The following is a 25,572-nucleotide window of genomic DNA, read 5'->3' as shown; positions in this document are numbered from 1 at the left end:
CATACATTCAGGAGGTTAGCGTAATGGCTTCATTACTACAAAACAGTACACAGACAACCCCTTCCCCATTCCTAGTTCCCTTGGATTATGCACGTATACAACGCAAGCATACATCCTCTACTTATCAAGTAGAGTTAGAAGCGTCCATCTCGGAACAATTAAATCAGCAAAAAACTGCGGGAGACAAACAAGCGTTGCTCTTATCAGCATATACTGCATGGGTATATCGCCTTTCCGCAGAAGAAGAAGTTTCTTTTTCTACTTTCGTGCCACAAACTGGTCTGCTTACAGCTTCGCTGACAGTCGAAAAGGAAACGACTTTTCATGAACTAGCAGACTTATTTCAGGAGATGCTCCGTGAGCCAAGTGCATACCTTGCGGAACCACAAGCCGATACTTCATTTTCGACAAATCTGCCTACGGACAGCGGTGTAGAATCCCGTATTATGGATTGGGCTGTCAGTGAACACAATGGCGCTTATCAAATACAGATACGATATGATCAATCACTCTTGCTGGAAACAACGGTTGTCCGATACGCAGAATACTTTGAAACCCTTTTGCGTGGCGCGCTAACCAACAGCCATGCACCTGTGAATTCAATTGATATATTATCGGATGCAGATCGAGCTGCTCACGAAGCTTTAAATAATACAGTCGTGAAATATCCTGAGCATCAAACTATTCATGGAATGTTTGAGGAGGCGGCTTCACAATACCCTGATCGTTCGGCTATTGCTTCCCACACTGGAGAGTACACGTACCGTGAGTTGAACGAACGCGCTAACCAAGTCGCACGTGTCTTGTTATCCAAAGGTCTTACCAAAGGTGAATTCGTGACCATCTTCATGGAACGGAGCTTAGAGACCGTTATTTCACTGCTTGGTATCCTAAAAGCCGGAGGCGTATATGTACCTGTTGATCCCGCCCACCCCGCTGACCGGAGTAGCTACATTGTCGAAGACACGCGTTCTCCTTTTGTATTAACAACTTCCGCACTTATGGAACAAGCGACTGAACTGTGCGGTTCTATTGAAACGGTAAAAGAAATTTTAGCTATTAACGGGCCGCTGGCAGGCTATGCTGCAAGCAATCCGAACGTTCGTGTAAGTCCGGATGATCTAGCTTATGTCATCTATACATCCGGCTCTACAGGCAAACCGAAAGGTGCCCTGATCGCTCACCGCGGTGTTGTTAACCTAGGAGCTGTCGTGCAACGCGATTGCGACATTACACCTCAGGATGTATTGACCCAATTTGCAACCTACAGCTTTGATGCATCCGTTTGGGATACCATTGGAGCCTTGTTTTACGGTGCAAAATTGTACTTGCTGTCTTCTGAAGAGCGTGTATCTGTTGAAGAATTCGCTGAAGCCATTGCACGTACAGGCACGACGATTATTACCATTTTGCCAACTGTATTCTTTAATCAGCTATCTACGTACTTGTCAGACGAAGGCTATCGCAAACTCGCTAAGGTACGGATTGTTACTGTAGCAGGCGAAGCGCTGTACGGCTCCCAAGTTCGAGCGTTCCAAAGCAAGTTCGGTACAGATACCGACATCGTAAACGTATACGGACCGACCGAATGCACCGTAGCGACAACGACCCATCGGGTCCGTGGTGCCGTGCCTGAGCATGTCGTCAATATCCCGATCGGCAAGCCGATTTACAATTACAAAGTGTATATCGTTAACGATGATAACAAGCTCTGCCCAGTCAATATTCCGGGTGAAGTATGTATTGCTACTCCTGCATTGGCCCATGGTTATCTCCATCAGCCAGAACGTACAGCGCAATCGTTCGTGGACAATCCTTTTGTTCCGGGTGAAAAAATGTACCGCTCGGGTGATATCGCCAAGCTGCTGCCAGACGGTACGATTGAATACGTAAGCCGCAAGGATTCGCAGCTCAAAATTCGTGGAAATCGGATTGAAATCGGAGAAATTGAAGACCATTTTTCCAAACATCCAGGTGTTCAGGACGTCGCTGTGGTAGCCGTCAAAGATCACACAGATCAGAACATGCTAGTTGGCTATTTCACCACTTCGGATGGACAATCTATTCCACAGGACGTTATTCAGTCTTATATTGGGGGCAAGCTGCCTTCTTATTTTGTACCGAGTCATGTCGTTCATTTGGAAGCTATGCCAATTTCACCAACTGGCAAGATCGATCGCAAAAAGCTGGCCCTGCGACCACTACCGGAAGCGTCTGATCTTTCATTTGGCGGGGAACCTCTCCGAGAAGGAACCGAAACACTCATTGCCGAAGCATGGACTCAAGTGCTTGGTAAAAATAACATTGGCGCTACCGATGATTTCTTCCTGATCGGGGGCGATTCGCTTCGTGTCATCCATGTGCTGGCTATTTTGAAGCCGCGTTATGGCGCGCTGCGCATCGGAGATTTTTTCCGCTACAAAACCGTTCGTGAGCTTGCTGAATACGTGGAACAATTAGGTACGGAACAAATGCCGCAACGCAAGCCACTCGCGATTTCTCAAGAAAAAATGGACTTGAATGAGCATCCTATTGAGTTATCTGGTGCTTCTGACTTAGCTGAAGTCCGCGACTTGCGCGTGATTTTGTTGACCGGTGCTACAGGCTATCTGGGCTCGCACATTTTGTATGACCTACTTCAACGAACAGAAGCCAAAGTATACGCGATGGTACGCCCTTCTCAGGACGGTCCATCTGGTATCGAGCGTATTCAGTCCGTATTGACGGGATATTTTGGACATGATATCTCCAGCTTGATCGAAGGACGAGTGAAGGCTGTCTATGGGGATCTGGAGCAAGCTGATCTGGGTCTCTCTTCTGTCGACCGCCATATGCTGGAGCACCAAATCGACGGCATTATTCACAGCGCCGCTGACGTACGCCATTTTGGTGATTCGGCAGCCTTCGATCGCACGAATGTGACCGGAACACTGGAACTGCTGAAAATCGCCCAAGCCAAGCCGGGAGTATCCTTCCATCATGTCTCCACTATGGGAATACCGGAGGATCTTGCTAACGAAGGAAAATGGGAGTCGGCATTGGAGCTTTCTGCCTTCCCAGATGAATTGAACGTGGACAATCTGTACACGAACAGTAAACTCGCGGCGGAGAAGCTGTTGTTCCAAGCAGCTCAGGCCGGTACGCCTGTCTCGATCTATCGCGCGGGTAATTTGACAGCCCATTCGGCCAACGGACGCTTCCAGCGAAATATTGATAGCAATGCTTATTATCGTATGATGAAGGCGATGCTGCTGCTGGGCAAAGCGCCACAAGCCGATTGGCATACGGACTTCACACCGATTGATTACGCCAGCCGTGCTATCGTAGAGCTGTCTGTTCATCAAAAAAGCGCAAACCGTATTTTCCATATCTGCAATCCGAACCCACTGCCATATGATGAACTGATCGCTATGGTAAACCAACTCGGTTACGCAGTAGAAACCCTGCCTTTTGACGATTACAGCGCCTGGTTGCTAAATCCGTCTTCCGGCATTCAGGAGGATGCACTTCACCTTGCTATGGGACAACTAGAAGGTGACGGAGCCAAGGATTCAGCTTACCGTTACGGATGCTCTGTAACCACAGCTCTGCTGGAACAAGCTGGCGTTCAATGCCCGGCAACCGACCTGAATTTTATTCGGAACATGATCCAGCATGCCGTCGAGATCGGTTACTTCCCGACCTCTTCACCGGTATCTGTAAAAGCTACACAGAGGTAACAAAGTTGTGATATTTCCCCCGCGTGTTTTCGGTATGATAGACTAGATTTTGCTAGTTTCATATCTAGTATAAACCTCTATACTTTCAGAATTTTTTTGCATGCGGGGGATGTCATTCAATGAAACACACTTTTTTTAAAAGAACGTTGCTAATCATAAGTTTGTTGGCTATTTTAGGAATTTTGGTGTATGAAGCACGTAGCATATACCACACACCTACAGTTAAAGGGGCTCATCGTACACGCACAGCTAATGCAGATCGACTGGTACGCCATTTATTTTCAATGACGCCTACACCAGATAAAGTATATTACCAAAACAAAGTAATTGTCCTGATGTATCATGAGGTGACCAAGACTCCACCTGATCCCGGTGCTCTCAAGCTTAGTAATTTAACGAGGCAGTTGGACGAAATGAAAGCTAACGGCTTCCACTGGATCACGATGAAAGAGTATACGGATTTTATTTTACATAAAGCCAAGGTTCCTGATAATGCGGTACTTATGACATTCGACGATGGCTACGAGTCCTTTTATACGGACACTTTTCCTGTGTTGAAAAAGTACCAGGTACCGGCAACCAATTTTCTCATCACGTCCACGATCAGCAATCCCAAACATATTGGTATTCCAAAGCTGACATGGGATCAAATTCATCAGATGCATGCTGAAGGCATTGATTTCTACAATCATACCAATGACCAGCATGCTTACGGATACTCCAACACAGCGCGCACCCAACAAAAGCCGCTTCTGATGGCTCCAGTGTATTCGAAAAAGCTGGGGCGAATGGAAACCGAGGATGAGTTCAAACAGCGAGTTTCTACCGATTTGGACATGGCTGACAAGAAGCTGTTCAAGCATCTACACAATGATCAGAATGTACTTGCCTTCCCTTATGGTGGGTATACCAAGGAGACGATGGAAATTTGCCGTTCCTTGGGTATTGACGTTACGTTTACGGTGAAACGCGGGATTAACTCGCCAGGGCAAACGAACGGCTATCGCGTCAATGCAGGTGGAATACACAATATTCCCGAAGTATTGGTGCAATACATGAAGGAAGGTGCTCCCCTTCGCCCACTTCCTTTTGCTCAAGGTCCCAACAAGGTATCCTAAACGTTGGCTAGCTTATTGAAGGATAAAAAAGAACCTTTAAAACCATTTTATGTCGTGGTTTTAAAGGTTTTTTTAATGTATGAGATGTAGATTAGGGCCAGATGCGAATTGCCGCGATAACAGCCAGATGTACCGGGTAAAAGCTACGCCACAACCAACGCGGTACCCGACTATAAAATCCGCTTTCTCCAGTTGCAAAACATACGATCAGAATACTGGACAGCAGACTAAAGTGCTGAAGATTCGCGTGATGCACCATATCATACACTACGTTCAAAACAAAATGGGCTGCAATCATCATATATGAACGGGTGTATCGATAAATCAGAACCAACAGCAGTCCATAGGCTCCGTAATCCATCTGGCTGAGCTCCATAACCAGAGCTGAGACGACGTACAGACACGTTACAGCCGTCCAATGCTTTAAGTGGGATGCAGCAGCCAACGCAAGCAACGAGGCCAATAGCGTCCAGATTACGTTCGGTCTAAGCACATCAAACGCCAGCATATAGGGCACCTGAGAAATCAGAGCCAGTCCGAGTAGACGAAGCATGTAGCTCTGCATGTCTCGGGTATGAGTATATCCCGCATACAGCGCGTACGCGTAGATTGGAAAAGCAAGCCTGCCGGCAATTCTCCAAGCCGGATCCGTCGGAAAAAACACAAGTCCGACATGGTCAATCAGCATCGTCAGCATGGCCAACCAGTACATACAAGGCCCCCTTATTTATGTTTTACGTTTTATCTTCTGTCAAGCTCAGAATGGCGTTCATGATGTCCGTTTTCGTAACCCGCCCTACCAACTCCCGAATTGGAGTTGAGGAGCTACATTGCTCGTCCAAAACTGGAAGACAATTGACCTGATGCCGAATCAGTTTCGATATCGCTTCCAGTAAAGTGTCTTCTGGAGCAAGCGTCGTCATTTGGGCCCGGCGCGTCATTGCCATGGTCACCGGGACGGTGTGAAGATCGGTATGCCCCAGCATGACCTTCAGCAAATCCTTGCGGGTAACAATTCCAATGAGCTCCTGCTCCTCTCCTGTGACCATCAGGGTACCTGTATTTTGCTGAAACAGCATCAGCACCGCATCATAGGCGGTAGTGTCACCGGAAATCAAAATCGGATCACTAAGTATATCCGCCACCGTCAGCTTTTTGAGCATGTTGCCGATATGACTATCATATTTAGGATGACGCCCTGGCAGGTAGCCTACCTTCGGCTTGGCATCCACCAGTCCGAGCATAACGAGCAGAGCAAGGTCAGAACGGAGAGTCGGACGCGTCAATCCCAGTGTTTCAGCAATTTTATCCCCCGTAACAGGTGCCAGACGCTGGACAATATCAACAATTTCCCGCTGTCTTTCAGACAGTTGAATAATGATTACCTCCTTATGGAGTGGGGTAGAATACATTATAAAGAGCGTAGATCGGTAAATTTCAGCATCTTCCGACAATTCATCAAATTTTAATCATACACCGCTTGTTTTCAAATTTAAAATGTGTCACAATTAAGAATGTAATACATACTAATTATAAGTTTAACGTGTGCAATATGCTACATTTATAATGAACTATTGTACATCGCATGTGATATGTATTATGTATTATATAAACCTGAGGAGGAAATCAAATGAAATTTTTCTTGGATACTGGTAACATTGAAGAAATCAAACGTATTGAACGTTTGGGTCTGGTTGATGGTGTAACAACGAACCCTTCACTGATCGCTAAGGAAGGTCGAGTGTTCAAGGAAGTCATTCAGGAGATTTGCAGTATCGTTGAAGGTCCCGTAAGTGCTGAGGTTATTGGTCTGAAGGCTGAAGATATGCTCAAAGAAGCTTATGATATCGCCAAGTGGGCACCGAACGTGGTTATCAAGCTTCCTATGACTGAAGATGGCTTGTATGCTTGTAACGAGCTGACCAAGAACGGAATCAAAACGAATGTAACACTGATTTTCTCCGCGGCTCAAGGTTTGATGGCAGCCAAAGCTGGCGCTACTTTTATCAGCCCGTTCGTAGGACGTCTGGATGATATCGCTGTTGACGGTATGAAGCTGATTCGTGAACTGAGACAAATTTTGGACATTCATGGTCTGAAATCCGAAATCATCGCCGCATCCATCCGCAATATTAAGCATGTAGAAGATGCTGCTCTGTCTGGTGCACATATTGCCACCATTCCAGGTTCCTTGCTCCCTTCTCTGTGGAAACACCCACTGACAGACAGTGGTATCGAACGCTTCCTGAAGGACTGGGAAACCGTACCTAAAGCTTAATTCGCCAGTCATGGCAAACGATATTATATCAACCCAAACAGCCCGTATTTTACGGGCTGTTTTTTTTGCTGTAGTGATAGCAGAACCCAAAACGCTGAACAACTTTTTTTGACAAAATAACTTGTTGTTCATATAATTGTTATAACAACTAATTAATTTCAAAGTAATTTATGTACGGGAAACAGAAAGGAGTACCTATGAATAACTTGCCTCCCGATTGTTCCATTGGGATGTTGCTCGGGATTACTCACCGCAAAATGAGTCAGCAGCTCTTGCAGCGCCTCAAACCTTATGATATTTCCCCAGAGCAATGGTCGGTTCTGTTCCAAATCTATCAGGCTGAGGGTTTAAATCAGAAAGAAATTGCAGCTAAGGCCGTGAAGGACCAGCCTACCACGACTCGAATTATTGATTTGTTGGACAAGAAGGGCTGGGTACGGCGTGTAAATAGCCCACAGGATCGTCGGGCCTATTTGCTTCATCTGACTGAAACAGGCCGACAGCTTGTGGAGAAGACTCTTCCTGTCGAACTTGATACCAATCACGATTTTGTAAAAGGAATTTCCTCGGCCGATCTGAAGCAATTCCGCCGGACTCTTTTACAAATTCACGCCAACATGACCGAATCAGAAAAACAAGGAGAGAACGATTAATATGCAACAAGGCAAGCAACCTCTTTGGACCAAGGAATTTATCGTTCTTACGGTTTCCAATTTATTTTTGTTTCTGGAATTACAGATGATCCTATCTTCCATTCCTTCTTATGTGAAAAATACATTCCACGCTAGTTCCGTTCAGGTGAGTCTCGTTACCACCTTATTCGCTTTAAGTGCGATTGCAGCACGACTCTTTTCAGCCCGTATGCTGGAAAAGGGACATCGCAGTACCCTGATCTTCGTGGGACTGCTGTTTGCATTGGCAGGAACGCTGGGGTACAGTGTTTCGCCAACGATTACAGTGCTTCTGCTCATGCGGATGTTATTTGGGATTGGCTTCGGTATGAGTAGCACGGCCTTTCCAACGATGGCCTCTGACGTCATCCCGCCCAAACGTCTCGGTGAAGGAATGGGCTTCTTTAGTCTGTCCACTAGTCTAGCGATGTCGATTGGGCCGACCATCGGCATTTCGATGCTTCAATACGGGAGTTTCAACCTGCTTGCCTATACGACAGCAGCTGTAATTGTTGTGATATTCCCGTTGGCTTACTGGCTGATTCGTACACTACCCAAAGAGCACATCGAACCACCTATGGTTCCTTTGGAAGAAGGGCGAAAACCGGCATTTAACCGTAAATTGTGGGTTCCCGCCTTGTTGAACATGCTGATGTCTATCACATATGGTGGATTACTCGGCTTTATGGCGCTTTACGGGGATGAAGCAAATCTGGCACATCCGGCCTACTTTTTCCTGTTTAATGCGGTATCCGTGCTGATCGTGCGTCCCTTCTCGGGCCGTATTTATGACAAAAAAGGGGCAAAAGCACTGCTCATCCCTGGCTCCCTGTTTTTAATTGGCGGTCTGATCCTGCTTTCCTACGCACACAGTGATGTCTTCATGTATATGTCTGCTCTTTGCTACGGTATCGGGTTTGGTGTCATGCAGCCGACCCTCCAAACCTGGATGATTCAGGTCGTGTCTCCTAAACAGAGGGGCATGGCAAACGGTATGTTTCTCAATTCCCTCGATTTCGGGGTTGCAGCCGGAGCGCTTATACTTGGCATTATCGCCAAAGCAAGTGATTATGCGTGGATGTACCGTCTTTCCTCGCTGTTTGTTGTACTGTTCTTACTAATCTATGTCATACAAATCGTTGTGAGCCGCAAGCCTAAGACGCATCTCCCTCTAGAAGGGTAGACTATATTTTACAAATGAACATTAGCTCTTACTTGCTTAGTTATCAAAAACACCCGTTGCCATGGTTTCATGGACAATGGGTGCTTTTTCATTTATTTCGCAGGAGTTTTGCGTCTTAGCTTGGGAGAACGAGGCTTTTCCCGGGACACGCTTGTTTGCTCCTCATTTACACTCATACGGTCCGTGGATTTGTCATCTGTGGGTTCATCCTGCTTGGGTCTGACCGCAAACAGCATCAGCAGAGCTGCAATGCCTCCCACTGCGGCCATCACGCCAAAGAGCAGACCATGTCCACTGCTGCCCAGCAGCAAGGATACAACCGGAGGGCCTAGTGACACCCCGACAAAGCGCATGCTGCTATACAGGGCAGTAATGGTTCCGCGTTCCTCTTTTTCAATTCCCTTTGTAATGAGAGAATCCAAACAAGGCAGCGCAAGCCCAATTCCGCCGCCCCCTAACGTAAACAGTCCGATCACCGCATAAATATTTTGGATAAATCCGAGAATGGCAAAGCTGATCGTCAATATGGCCAAACCACTAAAACCGATCCACTTCATACGCTTTTTGTGCTTGCCGATGATCTTGCCTCCTACATAAGAACACAGACAGAGGGAAATCAGCGGAATGGCTAACACAAAACCTTTCCACACTCTATGGAGGTTGTAACGACTTTCCAAGATGTCGGATAAGTAGAACAAGACGCCAAAAATGACAAACATACAAATGCCGCCCATAGCGAAAATAGCATAGAGCCAACGTCCTTTTTCGGCAAGCACCCGCTTCACATTTCCCACAAACTCCCGAAACATAATCGGTTGGTTCTTACGCTTAGGCACATGGATCAGCCAAAGCACCAAAATGAGCGAAATCAGACAGAGGCCTGGAATTACGGCCAGTGGCAAAAACCATAGAACAGCTCCCAATGCGGCACCGAGTATCGGACTTAGCACTTTGCCAAATGTGTTGTAAGTCTCGACGACCCCCAGGTTCTTACTGGCCTCATCCTCATTCTCGTACAGATCACCCACAAGCGGAATGACTATAGGAAAAGCCCCTGCCGCTCCCGCACCCTGAAGTAGACGGCCTGCAATAATGGTCCAGTATGCTGCCGAATCGTGAAGCAGCCATACTCCCGCTGCAGAAATCCCCCCACCAATCACCGTCAGAATCAGACAGGGAACAATCACCGCCTTACGGCCAAATCGGTCGGAGAGATAGCCCGCAATCGGTATCAGTAAAATGGCCACCACCGCATATACTGTAATCAACATGCTAATCCGAAAAGAGCTTACATGTAGCTTACGTCCGATTTCCGGTAACACAGGAATCAGCATGGAATTACCCAGCGTCATCATCAGCGGGATGGAACCTAACGCAAGCAGATTCCCCTTATTTTGTTGCATCCCGTTACCACCTTTGCAAAAGTAATAACACAGCTGTTCAGATTTGTTCAACAGATGTTATTGTGTTTACATTGGTGGGGATTTATACGGCTACACTTTAAATCCACCGACCCTTGCATTCAGCAGTTGCGACATATCCGCCAGTGTATGAATAGATGATGCAATTTCCTCCATGGAAGCCAGTTGCTCTTCAGCCGCCGCACTGACGCTCTGGGTTCCTCCTGCCGACTGCTCTGCTACTTCACGAATACGTTCTACTGCTTCCACCATTCGCTCTGATCCGCCGGACATTTGTTCTACGGACCGGTTTACATTGTGAATCTGTTCGCTGACCTGTTGAATGGAACTTCCAATCTGACGAAATGCGGTTTCTGCGGATTGCATGACCTTTACGCCAGACTGCACTTCAACCGTCCCTGTCTGCATACTGGAAGCGACATTTCCAACATGCTCCTGAATATTTTGCACAAATTGTGTGATTTCTGCTGCTGAAACCGATACCTGCTCGGCCAATCTTCTTACCTCAGAGGCTACAACTGCAAATCCTTTGCCCTGCTCTCCGGCTCTTGCCGCTTCAATCGACGCATTGAGCGCCAGCATTCCTGTCTGTTTAGCAATTCCAGTAATAACAGCTCCAATCATGCCAATCTGTTCGGCCTGTTCACTAAGTGAACGTACAGCACGTGCAGAGCTGTCTACACTTTCGCTTACCTTCTCCATCTGACGCATAGCCTGACCTATAGATTGTTCCCCTGCTTCTGCATCTTTAGCGGCTGTATCAGACAACTCATATACCTGCTGGCTCGTAGCTGCAATATGCTCCAGTTCGTGGGCAAGCTCTTTCACAGTATCTGTAGTTTGTGTAATATCGTCGACCTGATGCTCCATACCAGCCGCTAATTCTTCCATTACACCGGAAGTATGACGATTGGCCTGATTCATTTCCTCTGTACTTACGCTAACCCGTTCTGCGGTTACGGTTAATGTACGCGCCGTATCCTGAGCATCCACTATAATACTGCGGAATCCCTCAATAAGCTTGTTGTAGGAGCTTGCAATCATACCGATTTCGTCTTTGGACGTAATATCCAGTCGGCTACGCAAATCTCCCCCACCTTCAGACATTTCCAACAGTTGCTCATTCATATGGTGTAATGGACGAATTGAACGAATCAGAACGATGGATTGAAAAATACTGTAAATGATAACCAGAAGCCCTACAATACTCGTAATCAAGGATGTATTCGTCATCGTTTGGTGCGCTTGCTGTACTTTCACCGTCACCATATCCTCTTGAGCTTTGACGAAGGCTACTACCTTGGTATCAAGTTGCTTGCGCAACACCCGTTCGTTTTCAAAATCATCGAGCAAATCAGAAAATGGCGGGAAAGCGTCATCTCTTGTACTCTGATACCCCGCTGTAGTCAGTAAACGATGAACTTGATTCATATAGGTATTAATCCCCGTCTTGAGATCAGTCATCTTTTTACTAGAATCCTCATTGCCTGTACTAAGCAGAGCTTCTGTCTCCTGTAGCAACTTTGCAACTTCACTTTGCTTGTTTCCGATCTCTTTCCCATACTGTTCGTCACGAGTTAGCAAATATGCCCGCTCATCATTAGATATGCCGTTTAACAAAAATTGAAGAGACTTCGAGTTATACGCAATAGCCTCTTCACGATTCATAATATCCTTGTACTCATTCTCACTATGTACGCTTAAAATGTAATTGGTCAGCAGCATTGCTGCAATCACACTCGGGATCAGTATCGCGCTAAGAATCATTTTGGCCTTAATCGTTAAATTCATGAATCGGTCCCCCAGTTATTTCTGAATAAAATGTCCAACTTACTATATATCGTTTTATTCGATTGTTTTTTTGAATGAAATAGAAAATAGTGTATAGATTTTTAAATATATTTATGTCTATTCAGTGAACATATATATCTTTTTTAATATCAAAAAACAAAAAAATTCAAAATTAGGTAAATGAACTGTTTTCAGTTTGTACTCTTCGAATTTCAGACTATTTAAATGATATACTATGTATTGGTATAGCATAAGCCTCAAGGAGGATCTGCATGAACAGTCTGGAGCTCAAACCGCTTATTCACGTGCTTAACGAGTTGGAAACCCGCAGCTGCCTTATTGAGCAGCAGGGTAACATGATCTTGAATTACTATCGTGAACCTCAAATTGCTAACGAACTCTATAAAATAAATTCCTGCACCAAAAGCGTGATTTCTGCATTAGTTAGTATCGCTATGAACCAGCAACAGGGACCGAAACCGGAGACGCCGATCCTCGAATTCTTTCCCCAGTTGGCCACAGATAGTGATTCTCGAAAACATGATATTACGATTGAACATCTGCTGACGATGTCCGCAGGCTTTAACTGGACGGAGTTTGGCGGACAAAACTCTTTTCCTACCATGAGCAAAACGTCAGACTGGGTGCAATTTGTACTTTCACAGCCATTATCGGATGTGCCAGGCACGCGAATGGAGTACAGTTCTGGCTGTTCTCAACTTTTGGCCACCATACTACGTCATGTTTCTGGACAAACAGTTGCTGAATTTGCCGAACAGCAATTATTCCAACCGCTCGGTATCGAAAGCTACCATTGGGAAACCGATCCTCAGGGCACTCATACGGGAGGCTTCGGACTGCATCTCAGGCCAATGGACATGCTCAAATTCGGGCAGCTTTACCTGAATGAAGGAGGCTGGGAAGGACGGCAGATCATCCAAGCAGAGACGGTTCGATATTCAACCCGTCCGTTTCTCCCTGCTGCCAAACCACAAAAAGCATTTTACGGATGGCACTGGTGGACTTCTTCCTTTTCAGATGGAACAGATACAGGAAGTGAAACGGACTATTTTTACGCTCTCGGCTTTGGTGGGCAATATATTGTTGTCGTCCCGTCGTATGACATGGTTGTTGTCGTTACCGCCGATAAATTCAAAAAGAAACGGACTCCTGTGGATATTTTCCGGCAGTATATTGTACCGCTACTACTCCAGCAGAATGGATAGGAGTAGATAACCAATGCTAAAAGTTGCAACTGATTCTATCAAAAATCTGCATCAAAAAGGGCTTGCCTGTTGGATCAAGCAAGCCCTTTCTTTACATATAATCGCTACATTGTGACATACTTCATCCACTTTCTAGCGCCTTACCTAGCCCAAGTGAATCGTAAGCTCTTGCTGTCCACTGGAAGCTGGTGTAATAATTACACCCTGTTCTCCCGACTGGCTGCTGCCTTGCTCCACTTGAACAACCTCGTGGATACCGCGCAGGACGATCGACCATGGTTTAACAGCACCTTCTGCCTTCACTGTAATGACAGAATCCTTGCGGCTGGCAATAACCGTTAACTCTTCTTCACCTGACGTATTCACGATAACCGTTCGAGCCTGTTGCCCCTCACCAAGCTCAAACAAATGAAGCGCCACTTGATCAGCATAATCATAATCCGGACGACTGTCCTCATGACCGATTGCCAACAGTGTGTTCGGCTTCACGAGCACAGGCAAAGTTGTAAAATCATGATGCTCGTTGACCCAACGACCACCTGACACTCTCTCATTCGTAAGTAAATTTGTCCACTGACCTTCTGGTACATAATACTGTACATTGCCTTCTTTATTAAAGATTGGGGCTACCAAAATGGAATCCCCCAGCATGTATTGCAGATCCAGTGTTGCACAGGTTGGGTCCTGCGGGAATTCCAATACCATAGCCCGCATCATCGGCAGTCCCTTTACCGAGGATTCCACAGCAGAAGGATACAGGTATGGCATTAGCGAGCATTTGAGTTTTGTAAAGCTACGCACCACATCCACTGATTCTTCGTCAAATAGCCAAGGCACGCGATAGGATTCGTTTCCGTGCAGACGGCTATGGGAGGACAGAAGTCCAAATTGTACCCACCGTTTGTATACGTCCGGCGCAGCCGTTAACTCAAAGCCGCTAATATCATGGCTCCAGAAGCCGAAGCCGCTCAAACCAAGCGACAAACCGCCTCGTAAGGATTCCGCCATCGACTCATACGTCGACGAGCAGTCTCCTCCCCAGTGAACCGGGAACTGTTGCCCCCCGGCTGTAGCGGAACGTGCAAATAACGCGGCTTCATTTTTACCCAGCTTTTCCTCCAGCACATCAAATACAGCCTTGTTGTACAAATGCGTATAATAGTTATGCATTTTCATCGGATCAGATCCGTCATGATATACCACATGGGTAGGGATGCGCTCGCCAAAATCAGTTTTGAAGCAATCTACCCCCTGATCTACTAACACCTTCAGCTTATCCTGGTACCAGGCGACTGCAGCCGGATTCGTGAAGTCAACCAGCCCCATCCCCGCCTGCCACATATCCCATTGCCACACGCCACCATCGGCGGTTTTGACCAGATAACCATTCTCCATGCCTTCATCAAACAAAATGGATTTCTCAGCAATATACGGATTGATCCATGCACAAATTTTGAGCCCCTTTGCCTTCAATCTTTGCAGCATGCCTTCCGGGTCTGGGAACATGTCTTGATCCCACTGGAAATCGCACCATTGGTATTCCTTCATCCAGAAGCAGTCAAAATGGAATACCGAGAGTGGCAGATCTCGCTCAGCCATCCCGTCCACAAAATGATTCACTGTGGCTTCATCGTAATCTGTTGTGAACGAAGTGGTCAGCCACAAACCAAAAGTCCAGGCTGGTGGTAATGCAGGCTTACCCGTCAGCTTGGTGTAATTGTCCAGTACCTCTTTAGGGTTAGCTCCTCCAATAATAAAATACTCTAACGATTCGCCGGAGACGCTAAACTGAACCTTTGATACATTTTCCGATGCAATCTCATAGGATACCTTTTCCGGATGGTTGACGAACACACCATACCCTTTATTAGATAGATAAAATGGAATGTTTTTATAGGCCTGCTCACTGCTGGTCCCGCCATCTTCATTCCAGATATCGACCACTTGGCCATTTTTTACGAACGGAGTGAAACGCTCTCCGAGTCCGTATACGTACTCACCGATGCCCAGCTCCAGCTGTTCCCGAAAAAAAGGCTGATCCTGCGGGTCTGTAATATAGCCTGGTCCCCGATGTCCGCTACCTGTGACTCTGCGATCCTCGACATAAAAGCCTACGTCCCAGCTCTTTCCACGACCGACTCGCACACTCAGATCGCCGCTTTTCAGTACCGCTGCGTCCTCATCCACCGTAATGCCTACCTCTGTTGGCAAGGTGTGAATTTCAAAATCCGGTCCCTGATGCACCCGTCCCTTATGGTGGTTTAGACGTACCCGAATGACATTCGGCATAGGCGAGCTGTAGGTCGCTTTCAGCAACGCTCCGTTCAGTGTATCTCCTTTATGCTCGATCCGGTGGGTTGCTGCATATACCGTCATGGAAGCATCGTCCGTCACGATATCACGGATTTCAGCAGGATTTTGTATTTCATAGCCCTTGCGAACCAACCAATAGCCATCTGTAAATTTCATCTGTTCCTTCCTCCGTCTCAATCTTTATATTCTTGATTCCAAATCGCTTGTTGGATTTTTTCGAAATCCTCACTATAATAATATTGATTTATGTAAGGGTTTACTTCTTTTATTTTGACGTATTGTATCAATATTTTGATGTTTTCTATATAAATCAGTTTGCCGAAAGGAATCATTGAAATGCAAAGGGAAATGTTACGAGAAAACCGCATTCACGGCAATCCCATGTATCCAGTCAGCGTATATCCGAGCGTAGAGCAATTGAACGGAAATAGTATATTGGAGTCCCATTGGCATGAGGAAATGGAGTTTATCGTAGTGGAACAAGGGACCGCTGTATTTCAGACGGATATGGTCTATACGGAGGTTAGCGAAGGTGAAGCCCTTTTTGTAAACAGTGGCGAGCTTCACGCCGGTTATTTACAAAAAAGTCCTCGCTGTGTATTTTCTGCGGTGGTGTTTCACCCCGACATACTGCACAGCCGCACGCAGGATACGGTGCAGACGCAGTTTATTGACCCATTTATCAGTAAAAAGCTTGTCCCTCCCCCCCACATTCGCGGCGTGCAGCTCTGGGAGCAAGAGGTGCTGGCTGCATTGCGATACATTATCACCAGCCATGAAAAGAATGCGCCTGCCCGTGAACTGGCGACCAAGGCACAGCTCTATAGCATGATCGCCTGCCTGTACCCACACATGACTCCCGCTAACGGAGAGGATGTGATTATGGCGGGTCAGCGCAACAAAGTTGAACGGATCAAAAAAGCGTTGGCGTATATCAACAGTCATGCTCATGAGCCTATACGTTTACGGGAAATCGCAGATGAGATTGGAATGAGCGAGGGACATTTCTGCCGTTTTTTTAAGCAGATGGTTCAGAAAAGCCCGGTAGAATATATCAACTATCATCGGATTCAAAAGGCTTGCAGGTTGTTGGAGCAAAGTGATCGAAAAGTGGTTGATATTGCGCTGGATGTTGGATTTGACAATCTAAGCTACTTTATTGCGACCTTTAAAAAATGGAAAGGCCTGACCCCTTCGCAGTACCGTAAGCAGCACGAAGCAGATCAGGCGCTTGCTGTCCCTTATATAACAGACTGATATGCATAGGATAAATTATTTGTTTTTTTTGGGCTTCATAAGTACTAAAATTATTTTTCTTCCTCTTAATTTAGTAAATATATAGCCAGCTACACCTCCTAAAACAGAGGGAATTAACCACCCTAACCCTACATTATATAATGGGAGAAAATGGGTGAAAAAATCATTAATTACATTAATTTTTATTCCAGCAGCATTCAAGCCATCAAATAAACTAATGATAAAGGTTAATATCAAACTGCCTTGATATACTTCTGACTTTCCTTTAAATACGGGATGTAAAAAAGTTAAAAATATTAGAGAAATAGCAATAGGATATATTGCCATTAATACTGGCGTTGAAACCTTAATGAGCTGTGTTAAACCTATGTTGGCTACAAGGATACTAAATATAGATAACATGAGAGCGACTCTTTTGTAAGAGACTTTTGGAAATAATCCATGAAAAAAGGAAGAGCAGGAAGTGATAAGCCCCACACTTGTCGTTAAACACGCTACTGTAATCATTAAGCCTAATAGAATAGATCCATAAGATCCAAAATAATAGGAGGAAACCTTAGCTAACACCTCAGCACCATTTCCTAAAATGCCCAGTTTTTCAACACTAGAAGCTCCCATGTATGAAAGAGACGTATAGATAAAAGCTAAGAGTATAACCGCAATTGCTATCGCTTTGCCACAAATGATCATCAGCTCTTTTTTTGTATTAACCCCTCTATCCTTAATCGCATTCACAATGATAATTCCAAAAATAAAGGCTACAAGAGCGTCCAATGTTAAATAACCCTCTTGAAAGCCTTTAAAAAAGACATTGGATGTATAACCCTCCGCAGGTTCTTGGAATTTTCCTATTGGGTGAATAATAGCTACAATCACAAGTAATCCAATGAATGTCAATTTAATGGGTGTTAGGAACTTTCCGATGACATCAATAATTTTTGTAGGATTAAGTGACAACAAACATGCAACTGCAAAAAAAAGGATAGTAAATACAAAAAGTGCGACAGGATGATCTGCATTGTCTGAAAAAAAAGGCTTTACTCCAATTTCAAATGACACACTACCGGTTCTAGGAATTGCATACAAAGGCCCGATGGCTAGATAAAGGATTGTTGTAAAGACAAGACCGAATACTGGATGTACACGACTCGCTAAAGTTTGCAAATTGCTTTTGCCCGAAAAAACAAAGGCTGTGACGGCTAGTAATGGTAAGCCGACACCGGTAACCAAGAAACCCGCATTGGCTATCCATACATTCTTTCCGGCCATTTGCCCAAGCATAGGTGGAAAGATTAGATTCCCTGCACCAAAAAATAAGGCAAATAGCATTGATCCTATAATGATAATAAAGGACGTAGAAACACTTTTAGACATAATAAATCCTCCAACCACGAACTCACAACATTTTGTTTTTATTCGTTTTCTTTTAATTTTGTATACTGTATGTTAATAGGAACGTAGCCAATTGTTGCATTCAAAGAACGGCATCTGATTGCCTAGAGTATGTTACTCTATATACGATCATCGTTTCAAGTAACTTTGTACTTGCAAAAATGAATCATTTCATCCCCTTGCTTTTGCACTTATGAGGCTACCCTATATTTCTCCTCCTACTTAGTGAGCTTAATGAACTATAAGAGAATTTTACACGTAGGACTTATTTCTTACAAGACATAGATGTAGTTACACACACCCGGTAGGTCTCGTAAAAGTTTTAAATTACTACATAATCTGCGGTTTAATCGAATCATCAACTGATTGTAATAAGCACAGGAAATCTTGGGAAAATGCCCTATGGAAGCAAGCGAATAATCCTTACAATTAATAGTACAACAATGCATATTAACGTTGAATACAATTTGAGCGGCTACAATTGAAGGGGTGCTTAAACATGACGAATTTGGCAAAACGCAACTATTGGTCTCTGAGTATTTTTAACTTCGCTTATCTATTTACATGGTCTGCCGCCATGTCTTTTTTTGTCATTTGGCTGGGACAAAGCCTGGAAATTTCAGAAACCTACACGGGATTTTTATACGCGGCTAATTCAATCGTCGCCTTGATCATGCAGCCTTTGTTCGGTTACTTATCTGACAAGCTGGGCTTGAGAAAACACCTGCTGTACATACTCTTTACAATCCTTTTGCTCGTCGGGCCCTTTTTTATCTATGTATACGGTCCATTGCTTCAAACGCAGTTCGTCATTGGTGCCATTGTTGGTGCGCTATTTATCGGCCTGGTATTTAATGCAGGTAACGGTGTCGTCGATTCGTATATGGACAAAGTTTCGCGTAAATATGGCTTTGAATACGGACGGGTTCGTATGTGGGGTTCACTCGGGTGGGCGGCGGCTACTTTTGTTGCGGGACGGGTCATCAATATCAATGTAAATCTGACCTTCTGGATTGCCTCCGTATCTGCCATTGTTGCCATGATCTGCATCTTCCTGACCAAAGTCGAAATTTCTGGACAGGAGCAGCAGAAAACAGAATCGTTGAAGCTCATTGATGTGCTGCATCTCGTACGTACCACAAAGTTCTGGTTTCTTATGCTATTCATGGTTGGCGTGACCCAAATTTATGAGGTATATGACCAACAGTTTGCCACATACTTCGTATCGCAGTTCAGTTCCAAAGCGGAAGGAAATCAATTCCTTGGCGATTTGAGCGCTGTGCAGGTTTTTCTGGAATTTGTGTTCCTTTTCGTTACCCCTTGGTTTGTGAACAAAACGACCGCCAAATGGGCATTAATTATTGCCGGGTCGATTATGTCTTTGCGTATTATCGGCTCTTCGCTGCCATTCGGTTCTATATGGGTGGCTGCGATGAAGATGATTCACTCCCTGGAGAAACCACTTATTCTGGTAGCCATCTTCAAGTACATTACCGTTAACTTTGACCAGCGCTTGTCCTCCACCATGTACCTGCTGTATTTGTTTATGGGCTCCCTGGTGGTTTCCATTTTCTCACCCATTGTCGGGCATATGTATGAAGTATTAAATTTCCCGATTACTTATGTAATTCTGGGTTCCATTGCAGGTCTATTCACCATCCTATCCTGTTTTACACTGACAGCAGACAAGAAGAATGGAGAGCGGTATCTGGAAGAACGCCGTAAACAGGATCTGAAAAGAGCAACCAAAAAAGCTGAAGCAGTTCATTCGTAATCTAATGGTTTAAGCTTAACAAAACAGCGGCAGTCTAGGACTTTTTTCTCGTCCAAGGCTGCCGCTCTTAACTCCAGTTGATTTGAAGCTTATTTTAAATCTTGAATACCGACACCGTCTGATTCATCTCTTCCGCCCTCTTGGCAAGCATGTTAGCACCCGCAGACACTTCCTGCATGGATGCAGTAGTTTCCTCGACTACGCTTGCGACTGTTTGAGTAGAATCTGCTGCACGTTCGGAGATTTCAGCAATTTTCTTCATCGATTCCACCATAGAAACGGTCCCTTCATTTACGGATCTTGCTTCTACAGCCGCAGTGTCCACCTCACCGCTCACTTCTTCAACGGCACCTACAATCTCAGAAAAAACGTTACCTACGCCTTCGACAAGCATCATGCCTTCATTTAGAGATTGAACACCTTCATTCATTGAAATCACAACTTCATCTGTTCTTAAGGCAATTTCGTTAACCAGAGAAGAGATCTTGCCTGTTGCTTCACTTGCTTGTGCCGACAGATTGCGTACTTCAAAAGCAACAACCGCAAACCCTTTTCCCTGCTCTCCCGCCCTCGCAGCTTCTATACTCGCATTTAGTGAAAGCAAATTGGTTCGAGCTGCTATATCACGGATCATAGCTGTGATCTGTCTGATCTCCGCAGACTTTTCTCCTAGAATATTTACTACTTCAGCGGATTGAGTTACCTTGGTATGCACATCTCTTATTTGAGAAACAGTCGAAGACATTTGGGTTTTTCCGTTGTTTGCTTTTTCTTGTGCTTGGGTTGTGAGATTTGCCACATTCACAAAGCGATTGGTTATGTTCTCTACACTTTTAGAAACGTCTACCGTGTAATTCAGCGTTTCAGCTATGTCTACAAGCTGTGTCTGAGATCCCTCCGCAACCTGAGTGGCACTTATAGCTATCTGCTCGGTAGCAATGCTTGTCTGTTCCGCACTAGCCGTTAACTGTTCAGCCGTAGAGGCAACCAGTAAGGAATTATCCACAACTTCCTTTAAAAGATTGCGAAGTGAATCGCACATTTCATTAAAATCGGATGCCAGCTCCCCGACCTCATCTTTGGATCGGATACTAAGGGGTTCCACTTGCAGGTCCCCTCTCGTTACCAGCTTTATCTGTTCCGCTATCTTTAATATGGGCTTAGTGAACGATTGAGCCAGTAAAAAAGAACCGATAATTCCAAGGATCGTACATATGATAGTCAGAGAAATCATCAAAAGTCTACCTGAATGGTAAGATTGACTCGATTGATTAGCGGCATCAGTAGCGTACTGCTCATTAAGCAGCTTCAGTTTATTCACATCGTCCAAGGCTGCCTTATAAATAGAAGAATTCCCATGGATGATCATGTAGGCCATCACCTTGTCGTTTTCTTCCATGGCCGCGGAAACCACCTTTAGATGGCGGAGATACATTGCCCACTGACCATAAAAGTCGGTGAATAGTTCTTTTTCCTCTGCCGTGGAGGCTAAACTTTGATATTTATTTACACTCTTATCCATTGACGCTGTAGCTTTGGTTAGTTCTTCTTGATAAGTGCTGCGGACGGCTGCATCCTCTTCGAGTATCATTCGAACGGTGAGCCTATCGATTTCTGTAATCTGCTTATCCATACCTTGAAGAAGAATGACTGCAGGTAAAGACCTGTTATTTACCTTATCAGAAGCCTCCCCCATTTCCGACATCTTAATAACGCCTATAACACTTGAAAGGGACAGCACGATCACCAGTATGAGCGCTGCACTAATTATCTTTTTCTTTAACGTTAATTTAAACACCCTTATCTTCCTCCCGTGACTGGTCTCGTATCATCACTGCTGAGCTTTCCAATATATACGTATTTGGCGCAACAGCTCTGCCTTATCTATCTTTCCACTGATGTAGCTTTGGATAGATGCTCCTGTGATGCCCCCATGATCAGGTGGAAGGGTTGCCATGAACGGCAGCGTCTTTCCGCTCGACATATATGACTTGATCGATTTACTCAAAGGATCTGAAGGCACCATGTCAATATTCTTGAACGCCGGTATAACATTGGCCTTGTTAACCAAAAGTTCTTGTCCGGATTTTTCATATACCAGCCAGTTCAAAAACTTCTTTGCTTCCTCTTGCTGCTGAGGTGTGGTAGTTGTGGAGTCGATGAATATATACTTTGTCACACCGACAGTGATCTTAGCATTGTTAGGATCATCCGTATTATCGTTTAGCGGAAGAGGCAAGAAACCGTATTCCTCATTTGCCGTATCATTGCTCTTTATTCCATTCCAAGCCCAGTTGCCCATAAACCAAAGCCCTACCTTGCCCTCTCCCAAAGCTTTGGCTCCATCTTCATACGTACTGTCCAAAGGCAAGTGCTTATTAATGTTGTTATCCTTGAGCAGATCTAAAGTTTGTACCCATCCAGACATTACATTGTTCTGGGACATATCAATGGAGTTATTCTGCATACCTTTAACAAACTCCGGAAAGCCCCCAGGTTGAACAGAATAAGACAGAGCTAAAAGATGAGAGCCGAGAGACCAGTCCATTGGTGAAAGCATGTCCGGTGCTACTCCCGACTTCTGAATTTTAGCCATTAATGAATTCAGGCTACTTCTACTTTTTACCGAGGAAACATCAAAAGCCCCCCCTGTTGCTTTGTCCAGTACTTTCTTATTGTAAATTAATCCGTAGCCTTCTACTGCAAATGGAAACCCCAGCACAGCATCATTTTTCTTGACGGTGTCAAGTCCATTTTCTATCGTATCGGCTACCCACTTCTCTTTACTTAAATCAATAGCTTTATCCAAGAATGTCAGCGTGTCGCCTGGATCAAGCATCGACATGGTAGCTGGACTCCCTGAGCCATACATCGACATCAGCTTTTGATATGCAGACGTCCCCTCAGGAGCGGTTATAATCTCTAAAGATACTTCAGGGTGCTCTTGATTGTATTGTTTTGCTACTTCCTCTAACTGGGTTTTTATTTCAGATTTAGAATTCAAAAGTGTAATCTTGGTCGTCTGCTGTGATAATGGTGAAGCTGAACAACCTATAAACATAATTAAACATGCTAGAGAAATCGCAACTTTTAGCTGTTTTCTCATTAACTTCCCCCCCTAAGGATTTGCTTTCATAAAATTTATGAACAATATTCAATGTTATCGACATAATCCTTCGCGAAGGTTAGAAGTTTTTCGTTGGTAAATATCGGAAGTTAAATAATAGTACAAACAGGTTGTTACGTTAAGTTAACAGACAAGATAGCACAACAAATTTTATCCAATCGCGTCTTAATATGGGGAAAAGTTACTTCACAACAAATTTAATCAAAAAAGGGGCAATCATTTATGAACAAAGCATTCTGCTGGGTTTTTCTTGCAATCTTTTTATTTATTTCATCATCCACTACTTATGCAGCAGAAAATCAAATCAAAGTTGACGGTGTGACTGCTACATCCGATGTGAAGCCCGAAATGAAGAACAACCGTTTAATGGTACCTCTACGTGTTGTTAGTGAAAGTTTGGGGGCTAGCGTCGAATGGTCCAATTCCGAGGTTATTCTCGCTAAAAGCGATATGAAAGTGAAATTAGCAATAAATAGAAGTACAGCGGAGAAAAACGGCGAAAAGATACTGCTTGATGTAAAACCATACACGAAAAACAATCGCATATATGTTCCACTTCGTTTTATTGCAGAGACGTTTGGCTGCAATGTCAATTACAGCAACCTTGCAGTGATTGTTGATACTAAACCACTGTTCATAGACGGTGTACAAGTAAAAGCATTGCAATATGAATACCATATGTTTATGGGCGGCGTAGTTCAGCAAATTAATGGAAATGCATTTAATGAAACCATCTATAGTATTTTTGCAAACAACATAGGTGAAAAGGTTGAAGCACCTGCAAACTACTCTTGGAGCTTCACTATTGACACACTTGGGTCTTATTATAAAAATGCACAATATGATTTTTTAGACAAAAAAGGGAAAAGCTTAGTCCGTTTTGATATTTATTCTTTAATTAGTCCTGTTCCATCTGAACTTTCAACAGAATATCCAGAGATTTTAGTTCATGACGTATCGAAAGATGAGTGGTATTTGTTTAATGATACCGCAAGAAAATCCATTAATCAGTTAATGTTTACCGCTGGGAAGAACGGTTTTCTGAAGATTATAAGTAACACAACTGTATAATGTGGTTTTTCTTATTACACTTTTTTCGTCTCCAAAAGATAAAAGGCAAATTCCCAGCTGAACATAAGCAGCACAGGAATTCGCCTTTATTAACCGTATATAAGATGAACTCTTCATTTTACATAGAAAGCGGAATGAAGGTTATTTTTCCATCTGTAACATTTCTGACTCATAGGACTGAAATGCATTTTCCATACCCATCACTACATCTTTAATCTTCATGTATCCTTTGGTATACGGTTCCGAATCGCGAATTTCTTCCCACATATAGTGATATTGCTTCATATCCTCTGTTTCGCATACGACGAAATCGGTGTAGTCCTTTCCAGGCAATGCTTCTGCATCAAAAAACCGAACCTGAACCTGTTCGTTATACTTTTGAATGGTAGCCTGCAAGGTCCCCGCATGTTTTCGACGTTCCTCCCGAGGAAGAGCCAACCAGGAAGGGTAGAATTCCAATAATACAATCATCATATAACGCATATGCCTATCTCCTTTTTTTGGTGAAGCTTGAATGATGTATCGTTATTGTACGCTGCTTGTCTACAAATTCGCATTAACATAGGTTAATGCGGATCACTACGCAGCAAACGACTAAGTGACACAGGGGAGACGCCTATGTAAGAAGCTATATGATATTGGGCAACTCGCTTGTCCAATCCGGGGTATTTTAGGAGAAAAGCGTGATAACGTTCCTTAGCGGAGAGGTACAATAATTCGCGTTCCCGCTCCTCTTTTCGAATGTAAAGTCTCTCTACACTCTTGCGCACGAATCTTTCCCACATATGGCTTGTATCCATAAGCTCCTTCAATACGTGATATGGAATTTCAATGACAACCGAATCTTCCATTGCCTCAATCGAAAAAGTGGAGGCTTCTTCTTGGATCATAGCCCCATAAGAGGTTACGTAATCATCTTCTGGCGAAAAACCGACATTATATTCTCTGCCATCTGCTAATGTATAAAATAAACGGAATAATCCCTCTGAACAAAAATAGGCATGTTTCACAGGCTCACCCGTTTCAATGAGAACCGTTCCCTGCTGAACATGCTTCACACGGGTTTGCTCTACAAACCGGTTCCAATCCTGCTCTATAATCGAGGCATGATGAGCCATTTTTTCTAGTGAACGATAATAGGGATGCATCTGCCCACCTCTTCTTGACTTTTATAAAGGAATCGAAGATAACTTTTATGGCTTCGTATATGAAAAACAGGGGTTATCCCTTA

The 25,572-nt window shown here is 44.4% G+C and carries 19 protein-coding genes; 9 read left to right on the top strand and 10 right to left on the bottom strand.

What is annotated here, in order from left to right; translation table 11 throughout:
* Positions 1 to 23: 23 nt before the first annotated feature.
* Together MKY98_RS09820 and MKY98_RS09815 are read left to right on the top strand one after the other, a co-directional pair.
* Positions 24 to 3,719: a non-ribosomal peptide synthetase family protein gene (locus MKY98_RS09820; protein WP_069011375.1), complete on the top strand. Its 3,696-nt coding sequence runs from the start codon at positions 24 to 26 to the stop codon at positions 3,717 to 3,719.
* Positions 3,720 to 3,838: 119 nt separating this feature from the next.
* A complete protein-coding gene (locus MKY98_RS09815; protein ID WP_069011374.1) occupies positions 3,839 to 4,837 on the top strand; it encodes a polysaccharide deacetylase family protein in 999 nt (332 codons plus the stop codon).
* Positions 4,838 to 4,928: 91 nt separating this feature from the next.
* On the opposite strand, the gene MKY98_RS09810 is transcribed toward MKY98_RS09815, so the two are convergent.
* Together MKY98_RS09810 and MKY98_RS09805 are read right to left on the bottom strand one after the other, a co-directional pair.
* Positions 4,929 to 5,549, bottom strand: a complete 621-nt coding sequence (locus tag MKY98_RS09810; protein ID WP_039274832.1) for a TraX family protein — start codon at positions 5,547 to 5,549, stop codon at positions 4,929 to 4,931.
* Positions 5,550 to 5,571: 22 nt separating this feature from the next.
* Positions 5,572 to 6,291 carry a CBS domain-containing protein gene (locus tag MKY98_RS09805; RefSeq protein WP_238437778.1) on the bottom strand — a complete coding sequence of 240 codons (720 nt, stop codon included), beginning with the start codon at positions 6,289 to 6,291 and terminating at the stop codon, positions 5,572 to 5,574.
* Between the two features lie 176 nt (positions 6,292 to 6,467).
* On the opposite strand from MKY98_RS09805, the gene fsa reads away from it, so the two are divergent.
* The 3 genes from fsa to MKY98_RS09790 all read left to right on the top strand — a co-directional run bounded on the left by fsa (position 6,468) and on the right by MKY98_RS09790 (position 8,969).
* The gene (gene fsa / locus MKY98_RS09800; RefSeq protein ID WP_013309811.1) at positions 6,468 to 7,115 is read left to right on the top strand and encodes a fructose-6-phosphate aldolase; all 648 of its coding nucleotides are present in this window, start codon (positions 6,468 to 6,470) and stop codon (positions 7,113 to 7,115) included.
* Between the two features lie 197 nt (positions 7,116 to 7,312).
* On the top strand, positions 7,313 to 7,768 hold the full coding sequence (locus MKY98_RS09795; RefSeq protein WP_029516787.1) for a MarR family winged helix-turn-helix transcriptional regulator: 456 nt from the start codon (positions 7,313 to 7,315) through the stop codon (positions 7,766 to 7,768).
* Position 7,769: 1 nt separating this feature from the next.
* Positions 7,770 to 8,969 carry an MFS transporter gene (locus MKY98_RS09790; RefSeq protein ID WP_069011373.1) on the top strand — a complete coding sequence of 400 codons (1,200 nt, stop codon included), beginning with the start codon at positions 7,770 to 7,772 and terminating at the stop codon, positions 8,967 to 8,969.
* A 92-nt stretch (positions 8,970 to 9,061) separates the two neighbouring features.
* Here MKY98_RS09790 and MKY98_RS09785 read toward each other — a convergent pair whose 3' ends face one another.
* Entirely contained in the window at positions 9,062 to 10,372 is a 1,311-nt protein-coding gene (locus tag MKY98_RS09785; RefSeq protein WP_069011372.1) for an MFS transporter, read from the bottom strand.
* Positions 10,373 to 10,462: 90 nt separating this feature from the next.
* The gene (locus MKY98_RS09780; RefSeq protein WP_069011371.1) at positions 10,463 to 12,181 is read right to left on the bottom strand and encodes a methyl-accepting chemotaxis protein; all 1,719 of its coding nucleotides are present in this window, start codon (positions 12,179 to 12,181) and stop codon (positions 10,463 to 10,465) included.
* A gap of 272 nt (positions 12,182 to 12,453) precedes the next feature.
* On the opposite strand from MKY98_RS09780, the gene MKY98_RS09775 reads away from it, so the two are divergent.
* Complete coding sequence (locus MKY98_RS09775) at positions 12,454 to 13,407, top strand: serine hydrolase domain-containing protein (RefSeq protein WP_069011370.1); 954 nt, start codon at positions 12,454 to 12,456, stop codon at positions 13,405 to 13,407.
* 144 nt (positions 13,408 to 13,551) lie between these two features.
* Here MKY98_RS09775 and yicI read toward each other — a convergent pair whose 3' ends face one another.
* A complete protein-coding gene (gene yicI / locus MKY98_RS09770) occupies positions 13,552 to 15,876 on the bottom strand; it encodes an alpha-xylosidase (RefSeq protein ID WP_069011369.1) in 2,325 nt (774 codons plus the stop codon).
* Positions 15,877 to 16,056: 180 nt separating this feature from the next.
* On the opposite strand from yicI, the gene MKY98_RS09765 reads away from it, so the two are divergent.
* Positions 16,057 to 16,977, top strand: coding sequence for an AraC family transcriptional regulator (locus tag MKY98_RS09765; RefSeq protein ID WP_029516781.1), 921 nt, complete (start codon positions 16,057 to 16,059; stop codon positions 16,975 to 16,977).
* Positions 16,978 to 16,992: 15 nt separating this feature from the next.
* On the opposite strand, the gene brnQ is transcribed toward MKY98_RS09765, so the two are convergent.
* The gene (gene brnQ / locus MKY98_RS09760) at positions 16,993 to 18,351 is read right to left on the bottom strand and encodes a branched-chain amino acid transport system II carrier protein (protein ID WP_069011368.1); all 1,359 of its coding nucleotides are present in this window, start codon (positions 18,349 to 18,351) and stop codon (positions 16,993 to 16,995) included.
* 517 nt (positions 18,352 to 18,868) lie between these two features.
* On the opposite strand from brnQ, the gene MKY98_RS09755 reads away from it, so the two are divergent.
* The gene (locus tag MKY98_RS09755; RefSeq protein WP_069011367.1) at positions 18,869 to 20,143 is read left to right on the top strand and encodes an oligosaccharide MFS transporter; all 1,275 of its coding nucleotides are present in this window, start codon (positions 18,869 to 18,871) and stop codon (positions 20,141 to 20,143) included.
* Between the two features lie 94 nt (positions 20,144 to 20,237).
* Here the strand turns inward: MKY98_RS09755 and MKY98_RS09750 are convergent, their stop codons facing one another.
* Both MKY98_RS09750 and MKY98_RS09745 read right to left on the bottom strand, forming a co-directional pair.
* Positions 20,238 to 21,941 (bottom strand): methyl-accepting chemotaxis protein, encoded by a 1,704-nt coding sequence (locus tag MKY98_RS09750; protein ID WP_029516778.1) that lies wholly within the window; start codon positions 21,939 to 21,941, stop codon positions 20,238 to 20,240.
* Between the two features lie 33 nt (positions 21,942 to 21,974).
* Positions 21,975 to 23,249 carry an ABC transporter substrate-binding protein gene (locus MKY98_RS09745; RefSeq protein ID WP_341010853.1) on the bottom strand — a complete coding sequence of 425 codons (1,275 nt, stop codon included), beginning with the start codon at positions 23,247 to 23,249 and terminating at the stop codon, positions 21,975 to 21,977.
* A gap of 243 nt (positions 23,250 to 23,492) precedes the next feature.
* Between MKY98_RS09745 and MKY98_RS09740 the strand changes: the two genes are divergently transcribed.
* Entirely contained in the window at positions 23,493 to 24,341 is an 849-nt protein-coding gene (locus MKY98_RS09740) for a copper amine oxidase N-terminal domain-containing protein (protein WP_069011366.1), read from the top strand.
* 141 nt (positions 24,342 to 24,482) lie between these two features.
* On the opposite strand, the gene MKY98_RS09735 is transcribed toward MKY98_RS09740, so the two are convergent.
* Positions 24,483 to 24,824, bottom strand: a complete 342-nt coding sequence (locus MKY98_RS09735) for a darcynin family protein (protein WP_029516775.1) — start codon at positions 24,822 to 24,824, stop codon at positions 24,483 to 24,485.
* Positions 24,825 to 24,907: 83 nt separating this feature from the next.
* On the bottom strand, positions 24,908 to 25,489 hold the full coding sequence (locus MKY98_RS09730) for a Crp/Fnr family transcriptional regulator (RefSeq protein ID WP_069011365.1): 582 nt from the start codon (positions 25,487 to 25,489) through the stop codon (positions 24,908 to 24,910).
* Positions 25,490 to 25,572: the final 83 nt, after the last annotated feature.

The sequence above is a fragment of the Paenibacillus sp. FSL M8-0228 genome, assembly GCF_038007385.1.
Classification (GTDB): domain Bacteria; phylum Bacillota; class Bacilli; order Paenibacillales; family Paenibacillaceae; genus Paenibacillus; species Paenibacillus polymyxa_D.
This window is presented reverse-complemented; position numbering and strand designations above follow the sequence as displayed.

Excerpts from the sequence above, each read along its gene's own strand:
- MKY98_RS09810 (WP_039274832.1), bottom strand. The coding sequence starts at position 5,549 with ATGTACTGGTTGGCCATGCTGACGATGCTGATTGACCATGTCGGACTT.
- MKY98_RS09820 (WP_069011375.1), top strand. The coding sequence starts at position 24 with ATGGCTTCATTACTACAAAACAGTACACAGACAACCCCTTCCCCATTC.
- MKY98_RS09785 (WP_069011372.1), bottom strand. The coding sequence starts at position 10,372 with ATGCAACAAAATAAGGGGAATCTGCTTGCGTTAGGTTCCATCCCGCTG.
- MKY98_RS09745 (WP_341010853.1), bottom strand. The coding sequence starts at position 23,249 with ATGAGAAAACAGCTAAAAGTTGCGATTTCTCTAGCATGTTTAATTATG.
- MKY98_RS09735 (WP_029516775.1), bottom strand. The coding sequence starts at position 24,824 with ATGCGTTATATGATGATTGTATTATTGGAATTCTACCCTTCCTGGTTG.
- yicI (WP_069011369.1), bottom strand. The coding sequence starts at position 15,876 with ATGAAATTTACAGATGGCTATTGGTTGGTTCGCAAGGGCTATGAAATA.
- brnQ (WP_069011368.1), bottom strand. The coding sequence starts at position 18,351 with ATGTCTAAAAGTGTTTCTACGTCCTTTATTATCATTATAGGATCAATG.
- MKY98_RS09775 (WP_069011370.1), top strand. The coding sequence starts at position 12,454 with ATGAACAGTCTGGAGCTCAAACCGCTTATTCACGTGCTTAACGAGTTG.
- MKY98_RS09790 (WP_069011373.1), top strand. The coding sequence starts at position 7,770 with ATGCAACAAGGCAAGCAACCTCTTTGGACCAAGGAATTTATCGTTCTT.
- MKY98_RS09815 (WP_069011374.1), top strand. The coding sequence starts at position 3,839 with ATGAAACACACTTTTTTTAAAAGAACGTTGCTAATCATAAGTTTGTTG.
- MKY98_RS09755 (WP_069011367.1), top strand. The coding sequence starts at position 18,869 with ATGACGAATTTGGCAAAACGCAACTATTGGTCTCTGAGTATTTTTAAC.
- fsa (WP_013309811.1), top strand. The coding sequence starts at position 6,468 with ATGAAATTTTTCTTGGATACTGGTAACATTGAAGAAATCAAACGTATT.
- MKY98_RS09795 (WP_029516787.1), top strand. The coding sequence starts at position 7,313 with ATGAATAACTTGCCTCCCGATTGTTCCATTGGGATGTTGCTCGGGATT.
- MKY98_RS09730 (WP_069011365.1), bottom strand. The coding sequence starts at position 25,489 with ATGCATCCCTATTATCGTTCACTAGAAAAAATGGCTCATCATGCCTCG.
- MKY98_RS09780 (WP_069011371.1), bottom strand. The coding sequence starts at position 12,181 with ATGAATTTAACGATTAAGGCCAAAATGATTCTTAGCGCGATACTGATC.
- MKY98_RS09765 (WP_029516781.1), top strand. The coding sequence starts at position 16,057 with ATGCAAAGGGAAATGTTACGAGAAAACCGCATTCACGGCAATCCCATG.
- MKY98_RS09740 (WP_069011366.1), top strand. The coding sequence starts at position 23,493 with ATGAACAAAGCATTCTGCTGGGTTTTTCTTGCAATCTTTTTATTTATT.